Origin of the sequence: Marinagarivorans algicola (genome assembly GCF_001292705.1) — a bacterium.
In the GTDB taxonomy this organism is placed as follows: Bacteria; Pseudomonadota; Gammaproteobacteria; order Pseudomonadales; family Cellvibrionaceae; genus Marinagarivorans; species Marinagarivorans algicola.
On sequence record NZ_LGAK01000021.1, the window covers coordinates 1 to 17385 of the forward strand.

Annotated in this window: 13 protein-coding genes; 8 read left to right on the top strand and 5 right to left on the bottom strand. The window is 46.8% G+C overall.

Features of this window, described 5'->3' with window-relative positions:
* Positions 1-766: 766 nt before the first annotated feature.
* A complete protein-coding gene (locus AC438_RS08650) occupies positions 767-2668 on the top strand; it encodes an Lnb N-terminal periplasmic domain-containing protein (RefSeq protein ID WP_202904731.1) in 1902 nt (633 codons plus the stop codon).
* Positions 2669-2673: 5 nt separating this feature from the next.
* Positions 2674-3117, top strand: coding sequence for a DUF3015 family protein (locus tag AC438_RS08655; RefSeq protein ID WP_053980859.1), 444 nt, complete (start codon positions 2674-2676; stop codon positions 3115-3117).
* A gap of 118 nt (positions 3118-3235) precedes the next feature.
* Here the strand turns inward: AC438_RS08655 and AC438_RS16960 are convergent, their stop codons facing one another.
* The 4 genes from AC438_RS16960 to murI form a co-directional block, all read right to left on the bottom strand.
* Positions 3236-3511: a hypothetical protein gene (locus tag AC438_RS16960; protein WP_053980860.1), complete on the bottom strand. Its 276-nt coding sequence runs from the start codon at positions 3509-3511 to the stop codon at positions 3236-3238.
* Between the two features lie 363 nt (positions 3512-3874).
* On the bottom strand, positions 3875-5191 hold the full coding sequence (arsJ, locus tag AC438_RS08665; protein ID WP_156317041.1) for an organoarsenical effux MFS transporter ArsJ: 1317 nt from the start codon (positions 5189-5191) through the stop codon (positions 3875-3877).
* A 25-nt stretch (positions 5192-5216) separates the two neighbouring features.
* Entirely contained in the window at positions 5217-6224 is a 1008-nt protein-coding gene (locus AC438_RS08670; RefSeq protein WP_053980862.1) for an ArsJ-associated glyceraldehyde-3-phosphate dehydrogenase, read from the bottom strand.
* 117 nt (positions 6225-6341) lie between these two features.
* Entirely contained in the window at positions 6342-7262 is a 921-nt protein-coding gene (gene murI / locus AC438_RS08675) for a glutamate racemase (protein WP_053980863.1), read from the bottom strand.
* A gap of 123 nt (positions 7263-7385) precedes the next feature.
* On the opposite strand from murI, the gene AC438_RS08680 reads away from it, so the two are divergent.
* The 5 genes from AC438_RS08680 to AC438_RS08700 all read left to right on the top strand — a co-directional run bounded on the left by AC438_RS08680 (position 7386) and on the right by AC438_RS08700 (position 13361).
* Positions 7386-7880 (top strand): DUF2489 domain-containing protein, encoded by a 495-nt coding sequence (locus AC438_RS08680; protein ID WP_053980864.1) that lies wholly within the window; start codon positions 7386-7388, stop codon positions 7878-7880.
* 82 nt (positions 7881-7962) lie between these two features.
* A complete protein-coding gene (locus AC438_RS08685; RefSeq protein WP_053980865.1) occupies positions 7963-9150 on the top strand; it encodes an O-succinylhomoserine sulfhydrylase in 1188 nt (395 codons plus the stop codon).
* Positions 9151-9293: 143 nt separating this feature from the next.
* Positions 9294-10247, top strand: coding sequence for an AAA family ATPase (locus AC438_RS08690; protein ID WP_053980866.1), 954 nt, complete (start codon positions 9294-9296; stop codon positions 10245-10247).
* Positions 10248-10291: 44 nt separating this feature from the next.
* The gene (locus tag AC438_RS08695; RefSeq protein ID WP_082354047.1) at positions 10292-11335 is read left to right on the top strand and encodes a DUF58 domain-containing protein; all 1044 of its coding nucleotides are present in this window, start codon (positions 10292-10294) and stop codon (positions 11333-11335) included.
* A gap of 7 nt (positions 11336-11342) precedes the next feature.
* Positions 11343-13361 carry a transglutaminase TgpA family protein gene (locus AC438_RS08700; RefSeq protein ID WP_053980867.1) on the top strand — a complete coding sequence of 673 codons (2019 nt, stop codon included), beginning with the start codon at positions 11343-11345 and terminating at the stop codon, positions 13359-13361.
* 112 nt (positions 13362-13473) lie between these two features.
* Here AC438_RS08700 and AC438_RS08705 read toward each other — a convergent pair whose 3' ends face one another.
* Entirely contained in the window at positions 13474-16407 is a 2934-nt protein-coding gene (locus AC438_RS08705; RefSeq protein WP_053980868.1) for an insulinase family protein, read from the bottom strand.
* A gap of 240 nt (positions 16408-16647) precedes the next feature.
* Between AC438_RS08705 and AC438_RS08710 the strand changes: the two genes are divergently transcribed.
* The gene (locus AC438_RS08710; protein WP_053980869.1) at positions 16648-17385 is read left to right on the top strand and encodes a DUF599 domain-containing protein; all 738 of its coding nucleotides are present in this window, start codon (positions 16648-16650) and stop codon (positions 17383-17385) included.

A 17385-nucleotide genomic window follows, 5' to 3' on the forward strand; every position in this document is an offset into this window, starting at 1 on the left:
AAAAGATGAGAGATATACCAACAACATCATTAAGGAAGCTAAGTGATGTTTGTTATTAAGAGTGCCACTTGAGTAACCATTCATGAGCCTGATAGCAAATGCGCTAGATAAATATCGTTAAAATACAGTGACGCTAAGCTCCATCGATGACCATGTGGTCAAACCAAAAATAATCGCGACTAGCACATGAATCCAATAGAAAGCACCATAGTCCCAAGCGAATAATATGAGGTTATTGTTTGGGTAAGAGTCATTGCCGTAATGCGCGAAGATTCCCTTGCGGGGAGTAGCAGGTGCGGACCTTTGTCTATGTTAAGCGAGCAAAGCTAAAGTCATGGGATTCGCTGGGGCAAGCGAGGGCAGTTGACGTAAACGTGAAGATAGTAACCTATAGCGCTTTGTTTCATGTCTCTGTAATGTCGAGGTTCATGAACGCGCCTTGTCCGAAAGTATGACTAACGTGCAAAAGACCAGCCTGAATAAGCACTGGTGTTTATATGCATGAATCATTACATTGTAGCGAGTGTTGGCTGGCGTTGTTATGAGTACATTTCATGACAGGAATCAAATCGCCCCCATCCAAAATTTGCTATGACATCGATCAACACTATAAGGCTTATCTCTTTTCCCGCTAATATCATTAAAGCTTTTTTTGTTAGTTTTCTGTTATCTGAGAGCTTAAAGCTGCCTCAAGCGTGGCTATAATGTATATGTGAGGAATGTTTATTGCTTGTTTTTATTGATTAAACTAAAGATTTAGTTTAATTTGCGCTCTAGTATTAATGCACTAGAACTTGGTTGGTATACCCCGTCACTTTTGAAACAACTAATTAACTCTATTTTGGTCGCCATATTATTGGCTGTATCCGTTGCTGCATTTTCACAGCATAAAGGGGTTATACGACAGTATGACTTGGCAACAATTAGCGCCTCGCCTACATGGCATCGACTTATTCACTATGAAAAAGGTATGGTTTCATCTGGTAGCGGTGTTACGAGCGCTTCATTTTTTTTATCAAGTACCGGTCAAGATGATCCAGAAAAAGAATTAAAGGCAACTATTCAAGCATTGATTGAAACGCCTAGTATGCAATGCCGTTTTCCTGCTAGGAAAATATGGTTAACCCATATAATGCCTGACCTATCGTTCCCAGAAGTATATTGCCCAGAGTATCAGCAATACATGGAAGCGTTTAGAACCGATAGTATTAGTGTGGTATACGCGAGTGGCTACCTTGGGAACCCTGCATCAATGTATGGGCACGTCCTACTTAAATTTAATTCTAACGGTAGTACTGAGTTACTTGATAACACATTTAGTTACGGGGCGATGGTTCCGGATGCTGACAATAAATTTGTTTATATCTTTAAGGGGATCACCGGTGGTTATCAAGGGCATTTCGCAAACCAGAAATATCATCACCAAAACCTAGCTTATAGTGAAGCGGAGCTGCGAGATTTATGGGAATACCAGTTAGATCTACCTCAGGGCAAAATAGACTTTCTACTTGCGCACTTATGGGAGCTAGATAATACCAGCATAACCTACTATTTTTTCAAGCAAAACTGTGGTTATCAATTGGCTAAGCTATTGGAATTAGTTGTTGATCAGCCTCTATTAGCCCCTAAAAAAATTTGGGTGATGCCCTATGACTTAGTGATGATGCTTAATAAGCCTGAGGCACAACACTATATCAACAAAGTGGTTTATCATGAGTCTCGACAAGAAAAATTATACAATCGGTTTAGCCAACTTAATGTGGATGAAAAAAATAGTGTAAAAAAAATTATTGAGCTCCCAGTGGATGAGATCCTGACAGTCATTCGCGCGCTTGATGAGCAAGAGGCAAAGCGAGTTATTGATACCATGTATGACTATTATGCGTTTTTAGAGATTAAGCATGACGGTCTTTCTGAGGAGGAAGTGAGTAAGAGAGCAAAGTTGCTTGCTGAGCGTTTTTATTTGCCAGCAGGAAAAACTAGCTGGGAGAAGTCAAACAAGCGGCCACCCCATAAAGCCCAAGACACAGCAATGCTTCAACTGTCTCCACTCTACAATGATGCATTTGGAGAAGCGATAAATTTACGTTTTCGCGCGAACTATTATGACCTGCTGAATATTAATGCTGCCCGCATCCCTTTTTCTGAGCTGAATACTTTTGATTTGAGTTTACTATACACCTCAGAAAAAAATAGCTGGTCAATACGAGAGTTAACGTTATTTCATGTATTAAATCTAAATGTTTCCCAGACTGGATTAGCTGAAGATAAATTCCATGCTTGGTCTCTTAGCGCAGGCTATAAACCGAATAATCTATCCTGTATTGATTGCTCTGATATGTATATGAGTGGTTTTATAGGTAAGAGCTTTAATTTGATGAACAATTCAGCAGGCTATTTAGCGTTAGCTGGTGAAATTCAGTTCTCGGACCTCTCTAGCGGCATTGCCTATCTGGGTCCGGAAATTGGAGCGGTGCTTAATATAGCACCATATTGGGTCACTCTCTTTAAAATGGGGAGCGGCTATAACGTAAACGAAATAGCAGAACACAAAAACTATATCAAATGGGAGCAGCGTTTTTTTCAAAGTCGTAACTTTGATTTTAGGACGTTAGTTCAATACGATGAAGCTTTTGAATATGCTATAAAATTTTCAAAATATTGGTAATAAAAATGAAAAAACTAACACTTTGTGCACTAGTTGCATCAACGCTTTTAGCCGGAAATGCAATGGCAAAGGAAGATGCTATTAACCCATGGAAGCAGTGTGGTATTGGCGCTAAGATTTTTGATGATAATGGTACTGCGGCAGCTCTTTCAAATGTTATCTGGGATTTAGGTACAACAGCAGTATCATCTAATATTTCTTCAAAAGAATCATGTAACGGTAAGGAAGTAAAAACTGCGCAATTTATCCAAGATAACTACGACCAAGTTGTCGAAGAAACATCACAAGGTGCCGGTACTCACTTAACTGCCATGTTGAATATGCTTGAAGTTGAACAAAGCCAACAACCACAAATTCTAAAGGCTATCCGTGCCGAAGTAGCCGATCAAGTTGTAGCAAAAAAAGCAACCCCTGAGTCTTATTATAACGTGGTTATAGCTAGTCTATAATTAGGCTTAAAAATAAGCTAAAGTAAAAAGCGTTAATAAGGCTGCTTCGGTGGCCTTTTTTACCCTAACGTTGCATAAAAAAGACGAACTCGGGCTAGGCCGCCTTTCTAATGTTATCTCAATCATGCAATATGTCATCTTTTACTGCATCATTTTTGGCCATAGAAAGAACAAGTTTACCTTGGGACTGAATAATTCGACCCGCTCTTTCAATGAGTTGTCTTCTCAAGATCCTGAGTATCTTAAATTGCCATAAAGTGGGTCTTTTTTCTTGAGTGGTTTTTACCTGCGAAGAAGGTATCATTTGCAATTCGCGCGTTAAATTGTGGGCTAGAATGGCGCTAAGCAGATAAATTTTATTCCCTTCCCCTATTCGAGCCGATACATAGTCCATGTTGTGGTCTAATAAGCGCCTGCCACTCAGCTTCGGTTCTTCGTTTCATGAGATATGCCCTTTTCTGGAAAAGACATCAGTTTACGACCGGGGCATCGAGTGTTTAAGGTGTGGTTGGCTGGACGCTTACATAAATTCAGACATAAAAATAGGCCACAACTTCTGTTGTAACCTATTATGAGCCCTTTAAAAGATCGTTCAATTAGCTTAAACGATCAGCATTAACCCAATAGCGTGGGGTTATTGGGTTGGGCAGTCGTGATGGCGGGTGATGCTGAAAGGCTTTATTGAGGGTAGATATTTAAGTGGCGTTGGGCCTTTACTTATGTTGATCGCAGGATGCGGCGCGTTTCTTTTTGCGTTTTAAACACTTATTTCTGGTTTGACCCTAGCCATAAATAGCCCTGCGATAAATAGTGATAGGCTAGCGCCCCACAGGCAAACCTCTAAGCCATATATTTGATACATGACACCTGAAAGTACGGTACCTAATAGCCTGCCTGCGGCATTGGCCATGTAATAAAACCCTACATCAATAGAGGTGCCATGATCGCGTGCGAGTGCCAAAATAAGATAAGAGTGTAAGCTTGAGTTGATCGCAAATACGATACCAAAGAGTGAGAGTCCACCCATGAGTAACCATTGTGTCGCAGCATTGGGAGATAAATAAGAGGGTAATTTGCGGCCAAACTCAGTGTGTTCAAAAAGCGCCAAGCTCCATTCGCTGCCCCCCAAAGCCATAATGGCAGGAATGGCGCTTAGTGCCAATATCCAGTGCCGGCTTTTTTGAGCGAATGTTTGTACGCTATTGTTTGCCTTAAAGAGCAGCGGTGTGGCCGCTTGAACAGCACCATAGCCAATAATCCAATACGCAAAAAACGCTCCAATTTGCTGTGCGGGCCAGCCAAGCTGTGCGCTTAAAAAGACCGGTAAAGCAACCACAAACCAAATGTCGCGCGCAGCAAACAAAAATAATCTGGCGGCTGATAAAGCGTTAAGGGCTTTGCTGTGACTGAGAAGGGTATTGAATTTTGGGGCATGCTTAACCTTGCCTAGATCGTTTTGCAAGCACACCAGACTAATAGCCCACACGGCGGTTAAGGCCGATACCATGGTAACAATGGCGCCTTTAAAATGTAAGGCGGCTAATAAGGCAGCACCCATAAAAAAGCCGATGCCCTTTAGGGTGTTTTTAGAGCCTGTGAGTATGGCGACTGCGCGAAATAAGTATTGATTACCGGTAGTGCCGGCCGGCACAAGTTGCTTAATGGCGCTTTTTGCGCTCATTTTATTTAAGTCTTTGGCGATACCGCTCAGTGCCTGAGCGGCCATAACCCAGGGCACAGTGAGCCAGCTGGTTGGCACGAGCAATAGCGATAACGCCAATATTTGCAGTGCCAAGCCGGCATTCATGGTTTTATTGAGCCCAAATCGCGCGCCAAGCCAACCACCGGCTAAGTTGGTGACTACCCCAAAAAACTCATAAAATATAAACAATAGGGCGATATCCAGTGCGCCAAAGCCTAGACTATGAAAGTGCAGCACCACAAGCATGCGCAAAGCCCCGTCGGTCAAGGTGAAGCCCCAGTAGTTGGCGGTAATGAGCATATACTGACGCTGACCGTGATGCCGTACTGGAGTGGCTTGGGATAAAGGCGGGGGCTTATTTGCTATTGTCATCAGTATTTATGGTGCGTAAGAAGTACTATTGATCGTGTAAACCAACAAAGCGAGCAAGCTCTGCGGTGCGGTTTGCATAGCCCCATTCATTGTCGTACCACACATACAGCTTAACGTGTGTGTTATTGACAACCAGTGTTGAGGGCGCATCAATAATAGCGCTGCGCGGGTCTGTACGATAATCAATGCTGACTAAGGGGGTTTCTTCGTATCCCATAATACCTGCCATTTCACCTAGGCTGGCTTGCTCTAACAGGGTGTTAACTTCGGCCACCGAGGTGGCTTTACTGACTTCAAACACACAGTCAGTCAGCGAGGCATTGGCCAGAGGAACGCGCACGGCATGACCGTTAAGTTTGCCCTTTAACTCAGGAAAAATCTCAGTAATGGCAGTGGCAGAACCGGTGGTGGTTGGAATAAGGCTCATACCACAGGCGCGGGCGCGGCGTAAATCTTTATGCGGTGCGTCGAGTAGGGTTTGGGTATTGGTGAGGTTATGTAAGGTGGTCATAGAGCCATGAACAATGCCTAAATGCTCGTGAATGACCTTAATGACCGGTGCTAAGCAGTTGGTGGTGCAAGAGGCGGCAGTCACAATCGAGTGTTGGTCGGCGTTAAAGTGATGATGATTAACCCCCATGACCGCATTCAATACGCCAGGCTCTTTGACCGGTGCTGTGACCACCACGCGCTTAACGCCTTGATGCAAATAGGCTTCAAGCAGCGCTTTTTTACGCATCACGCCTGTGGCTTCAATGACTAAATCGCATTGGCTCCAGTCGGTGTCTTGTACGGTGCTGTTTTGGCTGTAGGTGATGTGTGTATCGTCAACAACGAGGGTGTTGTTTTGCGCGTGCGCAGTGTGTTGCCACTGGCCGTGTACCGAGTCGTAATTGAGCAGGTGGGCAGCAGTGGCAGCATCACCGGCGTTATCATTGATATGAATAAACTCGACTTCGGGCCAATCAAACGCGGCACGCAATGTAAGCCGCCCCATACGGCCAAAGCCGTTAATACCTATTTTAATTGTCATCTTAGTGATTACATTCTTAAAAAGTGAAAAGTGTGACGGCTAAATATGACATTTTTATTGCAATGGCGCCATTATGGTGAATTTTAGAGTTATTCAGGTGGTTGTGAATGCCCAGCGCTACAGCGTCAGAGCAATATGGGCAAAGGTTGCTGGTTTTGCTGTTATTGGGGTTGTTTTTGTTGTTGCGGGCGATGTTGCTGGCGATGGTGCACCCAACCATTGAGGCTGTTGCTGTAAGAGTGCGGTATATTGTGCGGCCAAGGGTCCGCCAGTTGTCACCAGCTGAGTCACGGCAGGCTTGCTGAGTATGTTATCGGTAGCGCCGGTCGTATCTTGCCTGTCAATACACGGAGCAAGCTCAATAATACGTCTCGCTATGGCCTCTCCAGAGTCCACCCATTGTACGCGGTGGGGGCAAAGCTGTGCCCATTGTTGCGCAAGGGCCTCTTTAAGTAGCGGGAAGTGCGTACATGCCAATACAATAGTATCAATGTTGTAACCGTTGGCTTGTTGTAATAAGCCTTTCAGTGCCTGTTGCAATATGTGCGTGTCTACGGGTAAATGCAATAAGTGGCGCTCGGCTTGAGCGACAAGTTCGGTACAGCCGTACAATAAAACACGTTGCTTAGGCGCATAGTCGGCAATTAATTGTGCTGTATAATCGCGCGCCACGGTCGCCGGTGTGGCTAATACGCCAATAACTCCTGTTGTTGAGGCGTGTGCGGCAGGCTTAATGGCTGGTACCACGCCAATAAATGGAATGCTAAATACTTGCCGTAATGACGTCAGTGCAAGGGTGCTTGCGGTATTGCACGCGACGACGACAAGATCGGGTTGTATGCGCTCCATAGCGGCACGCACAACTGTGGTGATACGCTCAATCAGCCAAAGATCGGTTTTGTCACCATAAGGAAAAGCGCCGGTGTCGGCAATGTAACTGCATTGGCGCACAGCGACCGATGCGCTTTTAGGGTGAGTAAAAAAAGCCTGAGCAATACTTAAGCCGCCAAGGCCTGAGTCAAAAAAAGCGATATGCATAAAAGCGAAAAGGCCTTAAAACTAAAGTGATAGGGTTACAAGCTGCCTGCCGGTATACAGGTTTGGTTGGGCCATACACTATGTCATGAGTAAATATTGGATTAATGAACTAAGAGTGAAAACATGTTTGAAACAATGCTAGGTACCTTACTATTTTTTGTCGGTCTCATCATCATATTGTTGCTAGCGGGGATGGCAACTTTTTTGCATTGGCAACTGCATTTGCGTAAAAAAAGAGATGCTTTATTACTGGCTGAGCAAGAGGCTGTGATGGCGAAAAATCGTGAAGATGCACTCAAAAGCTTACATATTATTGCAAAAAGCTATATCAGTGGACAGGTTGAATTAGGTGAGGCGGGTATTCGTGTGAGTCGTTTAATGAATGTACTGGGTTTAACGGATGCTCAGCGCGCACCTTTTACGGTATTTGACCAAATACATGAGCGCTTGGCGCATATTCCCATACTGCAAGACTGGAAAGCGCTATCTAAAAAAGAAAAATTCCAGCATCTTAAAACCATTAACACTGTCGAGCGTGACTTTAAAGACTTTGCTGTACCGGCGGCTAAAGAGCTCGCCGTTTTTAAAATCGTTGAACCGGCGTTTTATGCTGTTTAGTATAAGACTTCATATTAGGATAAGGCTTCATAATGAGCGTTGCGCGCTCGCGTTTTGGGTGATTAAAAAGGGTTGAGCAAGCATGACGGAAGATTTTTTAGATACGGCAGGTATTCATACACTTGCCATTAGAGCGGGTATTAATCGCACCGCCGAGGGCGAGCACTCGGAGGCCATTTTTGCTACCTCTAGCTATGTTTTTAACAGTGCGGAAGAGGCGGCTGCACGCTTTGCTGGTAATGAGCCGGGCAATGTGTACTCGCGCTATACCAACCCCACGGTCAATACTTTTCAAGAGCGCATTGCCGCTATGGAAGGGGGAGAAGCGGCGGTGGCGACGGCCTCGGGCATGGCGGCTATTTTAAGTACTTGTATGGCGCTACTCAAAGCCGGCGACCACGTGGTGTGTTCGCGCAGTGTTTTTGGGACAACCACCGTATTGTTTAGTAAATATTTACAAAAATTTGGGGTCAAAGTCAGTACGGTGAGTTTAACAGCGCTTAATGAGTGGCAGGCGGCTATTACCCCAGACACTCAGTTGATGTTTTGCGAAACGCCCTCAAACCCCCTTTGCCATGTGGCTGATATTGCCGGCCTGGCGGCGATAGCGAAGGCGAATAACTGTTTGTTTGCTGTCGATAATTGTTTTTGTACACCGGCACTACAAAAACCGTTGTCATTAGGCGCTGATATTGTTATTCACAGCGCGACTAAATATCTAGATGGACAAGGGCGTTGTTTAGGTGGTGCGGTGGTGGGTAGTCAACAGCTCATGGATGAAGTATTAGGCTTTATTCGTACCTGTGGTCCTAGCATGAGTCCTTTTAATGCTTGGGTGTTTAGCAAGGGTCTAGAAACGTTAGGCTTGCGTATGAAGGTACACTCTAGCAATGCGCAAGCGTTGGCCGAGTACCTCAATACTCACGCAAAGGTTGAGACAACATATTATGCCGGCTTGCCCGGGCACCCAGGTCACGCTTTGGCCGCTAAGCAGCAGTCGGCTTTTGGTGGTGTATTATCGTTTGAAGTCAAAGGTGATCAAGCGGCGTGCTGGCGCTTTATTAATGCCACACAGCTTATGTCACTTACAGCCAATTTAGGCGATGCCAAAACCACGATTGTACACCCAGCAACGACCACTCACGGTCGTTTAAGCGATGAAGATAAAGCCGCTGCTGGTATTAAGGCTAACCTGATCCGTATTGCGGTAGGCTTAGAAGACATAGAAGACTTACTGGCTGATCTTGAGCGCGGTTTTGCCGCGATATAAAAGAAGGTATTAGGCCTGCACGTTAACGCGTGACCGGCGGCGAACTTTTATGGCGTCTTATTGCCAGATAAAACCGGTATGTCAAAAGCAGTTATCGCGGTTATTGGCTATGCTCAAATTTATCGATGTAAAAAGGGCAGAATATGCAGCCAATAGTGAAAAAAACGCAACACGAACACAGTCAGCTAATTAATCACATTGTGCAGGCGGTTGGGCAGGTGTTGTTGGGTAAAGAGCAGGCAGTGAAGCTGGCCGTTGCTTGCTTACTGGCCAAGGGTCATTTACTTATCGAAGATTTACCCGGTATGGGTAAAACCACCTTGGCGCAGTGCTTGGCCAAGGTGCTAGGGCTTGACTACGAGCGGGTGCAATTTACCAGTGATTTACTGCCTGCTGATATTCTCGGTGTCGCCGTGTTTGATAAAGCGCAAAGTGCATTTCAATTTCATCCAGGCCCTGTGTTTACTCAATTGTTATTGGCCGATGAAATTAACCGCACCAGCCCTAAAACACAAAGCGCGTTACTCGAGGCTATGGAAGAGGGGCAGGTCACTATCGAGGGGCAAACTCGCCCCTTGCCATTCCCCTTTTTTGTCATTGCTACGCAAAACCCTTTGTCGCAATCGGGCACATTTATGCTGCCTGAATCTCAGCTAGATCGCTTTTTGATGCGGATAAGTCTGGGGTACCCCAGTCAAGAATCCGAGCGCTTGCTGCTGCAAGGCGTAGATCCGCGTCGGCGCATTCAGGCAATGAGTGCCCTCGTGACCCCAAGTACTTTAGAGCAATTACAGCACGCCGTAAATGAGGTGAACACCAGCGACAACTTATTGGATTATTTACAGGCGTTAGTCACGTTTACCCGCGTGGATGAGCGCTTTACTTACGGTTTATCGCCGCGAGGGGCTTTGGCTTGGTTGCGTGCAGCCAAGGCTTGGGCGTTATTGGCTGGGCGTGATTATGTCATCCCCGAAGATGTGCAAACGGTAGCCCCGGCTATTGTTGGCCATCGTGTACGAGGCGGCGAGGTGAGCGAGCATAGCGAACACGCCGATCTAGTAGCTTACATGCTCAAAACAGTTGCCGTTTTGCGCTAACCATCACTGATCCCAATCAATGAAGCAGTGTTGAGGCTGACATCATGGATGCACCGATAAACCCCGACGCTATAGCGTCGCTAAAAGCCAGCGCCCCATTAAAACCCAGCCGTTGGCAGCAGTATTTTTTTCAATGGATTGACAAGCGCAGCCCGCCAGCGGTGGCGGTTTTGTTAGGCCGCAAAAACCTGTATACCTTTCCTACGGTGATGGGTTTTGGTTTTTTAGGTTTGAGCTTATTGCTTTGGGTGTTGGGCACTAATTATCAAAATAACCTCATATTAGCGCTAAGTTATTTGCTGATTAGCTTATTCGTTGTCTCTATTTTGCATACCTATGCTAATTTGGCAGGTCTTAATATTAGGGTGGCCGGTGCTAAACCCGCGTTTGCGGGCGAGTCGGTGCACTTTGTTTTAGAGGTAAGCGGCACGCGGGCTAAAGGCAACGATAACATTGTTGCACGATGGTGGAGCGGTGAGCCGATGACCTTTGACTTTGAGCCGCCAGCAGCAATAGCAACAGGCACAGCGCAACAGGCGCAGTCTATCACGGTGTCACTGATGGCCTCGCGGCGAGGGTATTTACGCCCTGGCAAATTGCTACTTGAAAGCACGTATCCGCTAGGGCTGATTCGCTGCTGGACATGGTTGAATCTGGATGCGTGTGCGGTGGTGTACCCTAAACCTTTAAAAGCTGATTTTCCCGCCCTATCGCTAGATGACAAGCAGGGGCAGCACGGAGAGCCTACAGCCGGCGGCGATGACTTTTCGGGGCTTAAAGAATACCGCGCAGGTGACCCTATCAAACATATTGCCTGGAAGCACTATGCTCGCGAACAAGGCTTGTATTCTAAAGAGTACGCCAGTGCACAACAGGCCGATACCTGGTTGCAGTGGCAAAGCTTTTTACATTTACCTCCCGAAGCGCGTTTAAGTGCCCTGTGTTATTGGGCGTTAGAATTCGACCGGTTAGGTGTGCCTTATGGCTTGCGGTTGCCGGGTAAACAGTTGCCGCCAGGGCTGGATGACGGCCATCGCTTAAGCGTGCTGTCGGCATTGGCGCGCTTTGATACGCGCCTTGCAGGGTAGTGTTGGGATGGATGCATCGATAGAGGCGTTTGAACAGCATAAGTTAATTCGTCATGAAAACCTTTTATGGTTGATTGTGGCCCAAGGCGTGGCGATTGTGCCTTTGCTGTTTCATTTGCCGCCTTGGATGTGGCTTGTGTGGTTAGGTGCTATGGTGTGGCGCTTGCGTATTTATAACGGCAAGCTGGCGTTTCCTGCCACGCTAACAAAGTTTATGTTAGGGGCTGCCTGTGTGGGCGGCTTGATGGTGTCTTATCGGGGGCAAGTCGGCGTTGAGCCTATGATTGGTTTCTTGGTGTGCGCATTTATTCTTAAATTGCTCGAGCTGCGTACACACAAAGATGGCTTGTTGTTACTGTTTATTGGCTTTATTGCTGTGGGCGCACAGTTTTTGTTTACTCAAACGTTTTTCATGGCGTTTTATGCGTGGACCTCTTGCGTTGCGCTGGTGACCGCTTGGCAAACAATTTATTTAACCCGCCGTTTGGGGGTTGTACACAAGCTAAAAAGCGGCTTTTTTATGCTTTTACACGCTTTGCCGCTAATGGTGGTGATGTTTGTCATTATGCCGCGCTTAGGCCCGTTATGGCACGTACCTTTACCGCAAGGTACTGGGCAAACAGGCTTTAGTGATAGCTTATCGCCCGGGGATTTAGGCCAATTAGTCAAATCGCAAGGCACCGCCTTTAGGGTTAATTTTAATGCCGGGCGAGCGCCCTCGCCCAATGAGATGTATTGGCGCGGCCTAGTGCTCGATGAGTTTGACGGTCGCACGTGGCGCTTAAGTGCGCAGTGGGATATGACCTTAAAAAATGACCCGCGTTTTGTGCCTAAACTCACAGGGGCTAATGATTTAATTGACTATACTGTGCAGCTCGAGCCGCACCAATATCCTTGGCTTTTTGCGCTGGCCGAGCCTATTAAGGTCACGTCGATAAAAGCCACACGGCAAAATATTCATATTACACAGCAAGGCTTATTAACGGCTCATCGACCGGTTGCATCGCGCATACAGTACACGGTACTCAGTGCCAGTGCCGACGACCTGAGCGGGTCAGCGCTGAGCGCAGCTGAACAGGCTCAGCTATTGCGCTTGCCGGCAGGTACTAACCCGCAGGCGCAGGCGCTTGGGCAATCGTGGCGCGAGCAGTATCAGGCACCTCAAGCAATTATCGCGACTGCACTCACATGGTATAACCAAGACTTTCATTACACCTTAGAGCCCCCTGTATTAGGTAAGCACAGTGTGGATGAATTTTTATTGACGACAAAGCGAGGCTTTTGCGAGCACTTTGCGAGCAGTTTTGCGGTATTAATGCGTGCTGCGGGTATACCGGCACGTGTTGTGGTGGGTTATCAAGGCGGTACTTACAATGCCCTAGAAGACTACTGGCGAATTAGTCAGTCGGATGCACACGCTTGGGTTGAGGTATGGCTCGCAAATCGCTGGCAGCGGGTCGACCCAACCAGTGCTGTAGCGCCACAGCGCATAGAGCAAGGCATTGGCAGTGCATTGGGTGAGCAAGATCGCGCGTTGGTTGGAGCGGGTCATTATCAGGCGCCGCAGTGGCTGGGCGCATGGCGTGAGCGCATGGATGCAGCGGGTTATGTATGGAACCGCTGGGTATTAAATTACGATACGGGTAAGCAAAGCGAGTTGTTTGCTCGCTGGTTTGGCGGCACAGAGCCTTGGCGCATTGGTGCGGTGTTTATTGGTTTGATTGCCGGTATGTTAGGCGGCTATACCCTGTGGGTTATTCGCCCGCATCGCTCTCGCAAAACACCTTTACAAAAAGCAATTGAGCAGTTCGATAAAACATGTTTAAAGTTAGGCTATGTGCGTTATCGCGAAGAGAGTCTAGCGCTATTTGCGCACCGTTTAGCCGAGCAAAAAAAAGAATATGAAACGGCATGCCATGACATTGCCCGTATTTCTGAGCATGTACTGTACCGCCAAGATCATACCGATGAGGCCGCATTGATGACGGCGTTGAAGCAATTCCCAAAGCCCGTTCATCGACCATGAGGCCGCGCTCGGCAGCCTAAAGTTAAGCGTGAAGCGTAATTTTAATGGCTCGCCTGTTCGCACAAGTGCGATGTGTGTGCGAACGGGGGTGTACGAACAGGCGAGCGGCGGGCTATAAATTAAATATTTTTAACTGTAATGCCTCGACGTCTGCTTGCTTGCTCTTATCGGTGATCACACAAGTGTGTGCTTGTTGATTCACCAAATACGCTTGCGCGACACGAGGTAGATCGGCGCCTTTAACATTTAAGAGTCTGTCTCTAAAGCGCTGACGGGTTTCGGGGGTGCGGCCATTAATCAGCGCATGAAACTCTCGTTTAGCGCCGCCAGCAGGCGAGTCGGGTTTATCTAAGCTACTCACAACACCTAAAATGGCTTCTTCGACACTTTGCCAGCTGTGATCGGTGCTCATTGCCCATTCAATCGCTTGATCAAAATCTGTTAATGTTTCGCCTAAGCGTGGGTCGCGATACGAGTAAAAGCGGAACGCACCACTGTTATTATCTTGCCCGGCTCCGCCACCATAGGCACCACCTTGCTCGCGGATTGTGCGGTGTAAATACCCATTGCGCATCACGTTACCTAAAATAACTAAGGCCGCCGCATCAGGGTGATCACTGGCGACAGTGGGGTAGGCTTTGGCACAAAAGCTCACTTGTGAGTTGGTCAGCCAAGCGCTTTGTGTATGCTGAGCTTCAAAATGGCTAGTAAAAGGTAAGAAAGTGCTCTCGCTTGCTGTATTTTTAGCGGCATCAAAGTACTCGGCAAAGGTTTTGCTGTATTGCTTGAGTGGCTGATGCTCGCCCACCAATAAAAAGCGCTTAGGCGCTTGGCTAATAGCATGGTGAATTGCTGTAAGGCGTCGCTGTAGGTCATTGAGGTTGGCCGGTGTGTTCAAGCTATCATCTAAAGCCTTAATTTTGCGAATGCCTTCTAGGCCGGTCAGATTGAAACTGAGCTGCGCGCTGGGGCTGATGCCCATGGCGGCGCCTTGCATGGCCAAGCCGTGGCCGCTACCGGTGATACTCTGCTCGCGGCCTGTACGCATTTGCGCGATAAGTTCACGTAAACGCCCTTGCTCGTCAAAACGGGCATCGGTAAAGGTGGCGCGCATTAATTCACACAATTGAGCATGCTGGCTGCTGAGCGCTTTACCCGATAAGGTAATGAAACTATTAAGCTTATGCGTGTCATCAACGCTACCACGAATACTGGAATATGCGCTAATGGAGCCACACACACGGGCTTGCCAGCGCTGTACATCAAGATAGCTGTGCTGACCAATACCGACCTCAGTGAGCAGTGCGCAATAAAGCGGTAATAGAGGCAGTAGTTCGTCGTCTAAAGCGGGTAGCTCACACACCAACTGTTGATACACTAAGCCATTGGTGCCTGCGCCGTAACCCATTAAGGGCTGTTGGCTGTTAGGGAGCGTTTGGTTGAATGTGGATGGAATAATGATCTCTTGCGGGGCCACATCATCTAAGGTGACTTTAGGGAGTACAGAGTCGTCATCGATTTGTGCTTGGCGCTCTTTTAATTGCCTCGCTTGTTGGATGATATGCTGGGTTTGCTCATCACTCAATGCGGCTTTGATGTTGGCGAGCTGGTCTTTTTCGGCTTGGTCTTTTCGCTCATTGAGCTCGGCATCGGGGGTGAGAGTTAAGCTCACACGATGTGGGTTGTTGAGTAACCAGCGGTTAATAAGATCGGGTATGAAGTTGGGGTCTTGAATTTTTACTCGTAAAGCCTCGAGTGCTGCATCCACATTTAATTGCGCAACGGGGTCGCCTCTGTGGGTGGCCGCGGTTAGCGCATTTAAAATCAATTGCAGCCCATAAGGGTAACTGTCGCCGCCGACTTCGCGTTGTTGTAGTTCTAATTGATGAAGCGCCGCTTCGACATCTTCGATCGGTACACCCTCGGCCGCTACTTGTTTTAAGGTGCCTAGTACTAATTGTTCAAGCGCATCGGCATGCTCTCTTTCGCTGCCGGCTATACCGCACACAAAAATCAGCTCTTTTTGAGAGTCATCGAGGCCGCACAGCGGACTAGGTGCTTGGCCAAGCTCGGTGGTTTCGAGTGCTAGCATTAATGGGCTAGCGCTATTATCTATAAGTACGCTATTAAGTAAATGAGCACTGAGCACCTCTTCTAAATTAGTGCTGTCACCTAATAGCCAGCCATTAACAAGGTGTGTTTTATGGCTGAGATCCTCTTCATTGAGTGGGTAATGCTCTTCAATTTTAACTGGCGCGAAGTAGCGCTTCTCATTACTCACATGAATATGCGTGTCTAAGCGCTTAAACTGTGCGAGCGCTTGATCTTGAATTTTGTTTTGTAACTCGACGGCTGGGATATCGCCGTAGGTCATAAAAATAGCATTGCTTGGGTGGTAATGCGTTTTGTAAAAAGCGACCAGCTCATCGTAGGTTAAATCCGGAATACAGCTAGGCTCGCCACCACTGTTATGATGATACGTGTTTGTGGGAAATAAATACTTTGTTAGTGTTTGCCACAGCTGGGAGTTAACCGAGCTCATAGCGCCTTTCATTTCATTAAAAACAACACCTTTATATTCAAGGTCACTATGCGCATTATCGGGCTGTGAAAACTCAAGGCGATGGCCTTCTTGGGCAAAATCTAATGGATCAAGACGAGAAAAGAAGACAGCATCTAAATACACATCGAGTAGGTTGTTAAAATCTTTGCGGTTAACGCTGGCAAAAGGGTAGGCCGTCCAGTCACTGCTGGTAAAGGCATTCATGAAGGTATTGAGTGAGCGACGTGTCATCATAAAAAAAGGGTCGCGCACGGGGTAGCGCTGGCTGCCACAAAGCGCTGTATGCTCTAAAATATGCGCAACACCGGTTGAGTCTTGCGGTACGGTGCGTAAAGCAACAAGAAAGACGTTTTCTGGATTATTGGCCGCTAGGTGAATATGCTGCGCCCCGGTTTCAATGTGCTCGTATTCTTCGATCGTGATGTTTAAAGATTCAACCGCTTGGTTGCGAACGAGTTTAAACGCTGGGTGCGAGAGGGGCATAAAGGTATCGCCTTAATAATAGTCTATATAAATGTTGGGTTGATGCTCGCTAAATGATGTAGCGAATGCTTTAGGATAACAGTATAAAGGGCCTGTGTTGGATGATTCTACGTGTTTTCATAAAATCTCATCATTCAATGCTCAAGCTTGCTTGCTTGTCGTTCGGGCGACGAGGATTAACGCAGTGCAATACACAATATTAAGCCGCACGGTGGAGTGTGGTCATCGGGTGAAAGCAATATGAATTTAAATGAATGGGTACTGGCGCACGTACAAGATTTATTCGGTTTAGGCTGGTTGTTAGTGTGTTGGTGGGGGTATTCGGTGTTTTCGCGCAGGCGAGCTAGGCATGTCTTTTGTATTTCTTCAGTGTTGCATCAATACCGCAAGCGATGGATGAGTAATCTATTGCGTCGAGATAATCGCATTGCGGATGCTTCTTTACTGAATAACCTAGAGCGTAATGCAAGCTTTTTAGCTTCTACATCACTGTTTATTATTGCGGGTTTGGTGACGGGGATAGCTTCGTCGGAGCAGTTACATGCCATTTTGCCTACACTACCTTTTGCAGTGCCTACTGATGCGATCAGTGTCCAGTTTAAGCTGATTGTGGTATTGCTAATTCATATATACGCTTTTTTTACGTTTACATGGTCGATGCGGCAATATGGTTTTTGTGCGGTGCTATTAGGTGCCGCCCCGCTCGATAAAGACCCCGACCTAGATGGTGCAACAGGTAAAAATTATGTTCGGTTTATGTCAAAAGTGATTGATCGGGCGGGGCATACTTATAATCAAGGACTCAGAGCGTTTTATTTTTCACTGGCGGTATTGGCTTGGCTCCTGAATATTTGGGTGTTTTTATTAGCTGCGGCATTTACTGTACTCATTTTATATCGGCGCGAATTTCATTCTAAAACATTGGATGCCATGATTGGTGTTAGTACTTTGGAATTAAATGAGCTATCAAAAATGTAA

Bases quoted from the DNA above. Each gene is read 5' to 3' on its own strand.
- AC438_RS08690 (WP_053980866.1), top strand. From the start codon at position 9,294: ATGCAGCCAATAGTGAAAAAAACGCAACACGAACACAGTCAGCTAATT.
- AC438_RS16960 (WP_053980860.1), bottom strand. From the start codon at position 3,511: ATGGACTATGTATCGGCTCGAATAGGGGAAGGGAATAAAATTTATCTG.
- arsJ (WP_156317041.1), bottom strand. From the start codon at position 5,191: ATGACAATAGCAAATAAGCCCCCGCCTTTATCCCAAGCCACTCCAGTA.
- AC438_RS08705 (WP_053980868.1), bottom strand. From the start codon at position 16,407: ATGCCCCTCTCGCACCCAGCGTTTAAACTCGTTCGCAACCAAGCGGTT.
- AC438_RS08685 (WP_053980865.1), top strand. From the start codon at position 7,963: ATGACGGAAGATTTTTTAGATACGGCAGGTATTCATACACTTGCCATT.
- AC438_RS08680 (WP_053980864.1), top strand. From the start codon at position 7,386: ATGTTTGAAACAATGCTAGGTACCTTACTATTTTTTGTCGGTCTCATC.
- AC438_RS08700 (WP_053980867.1), top strand. From the start codon at position 11,343: ATGGATGCATCGATAGAGGCGTTTGAACAGCATAAGTTAATTCGTCAT.
- AC438_RS08655 (WP_053980859.1), top strand. From the start codon at position 2,674: ATGAAAAAACTAACACTTTGTGCACTAGTTGCATCAACGCTTTTAGCC.
- murI (WP_053980863.1), bottom strand. From the start codon at position 7,262: ATGCATATCGCTTTTTTTGACTCAGGCCTTGGCGGCTTAAGTATTGCT.
- AC438_RS08710 (WP_053980869.1), top strand. From the start codon at position 16,648: ATGAATTTAAATGAATGGGTACTGGCGCACGTACAAGATTTATTCGGT.
- AC438_RS08695 (WP_082354047.1), top strand. From the start codon at position 10,292: ATGGATGCACCGATAAACCCCGACGCTATAGCGTCGCTAAAAGCCAGC.
- AC438_RS08670 (WP_053980862.1), bottom strand. From the start codon at position 6,224: ATGACAATTAAAATAGGTATTAACGGCTTTGGCCGTATGGGGCGGCTT.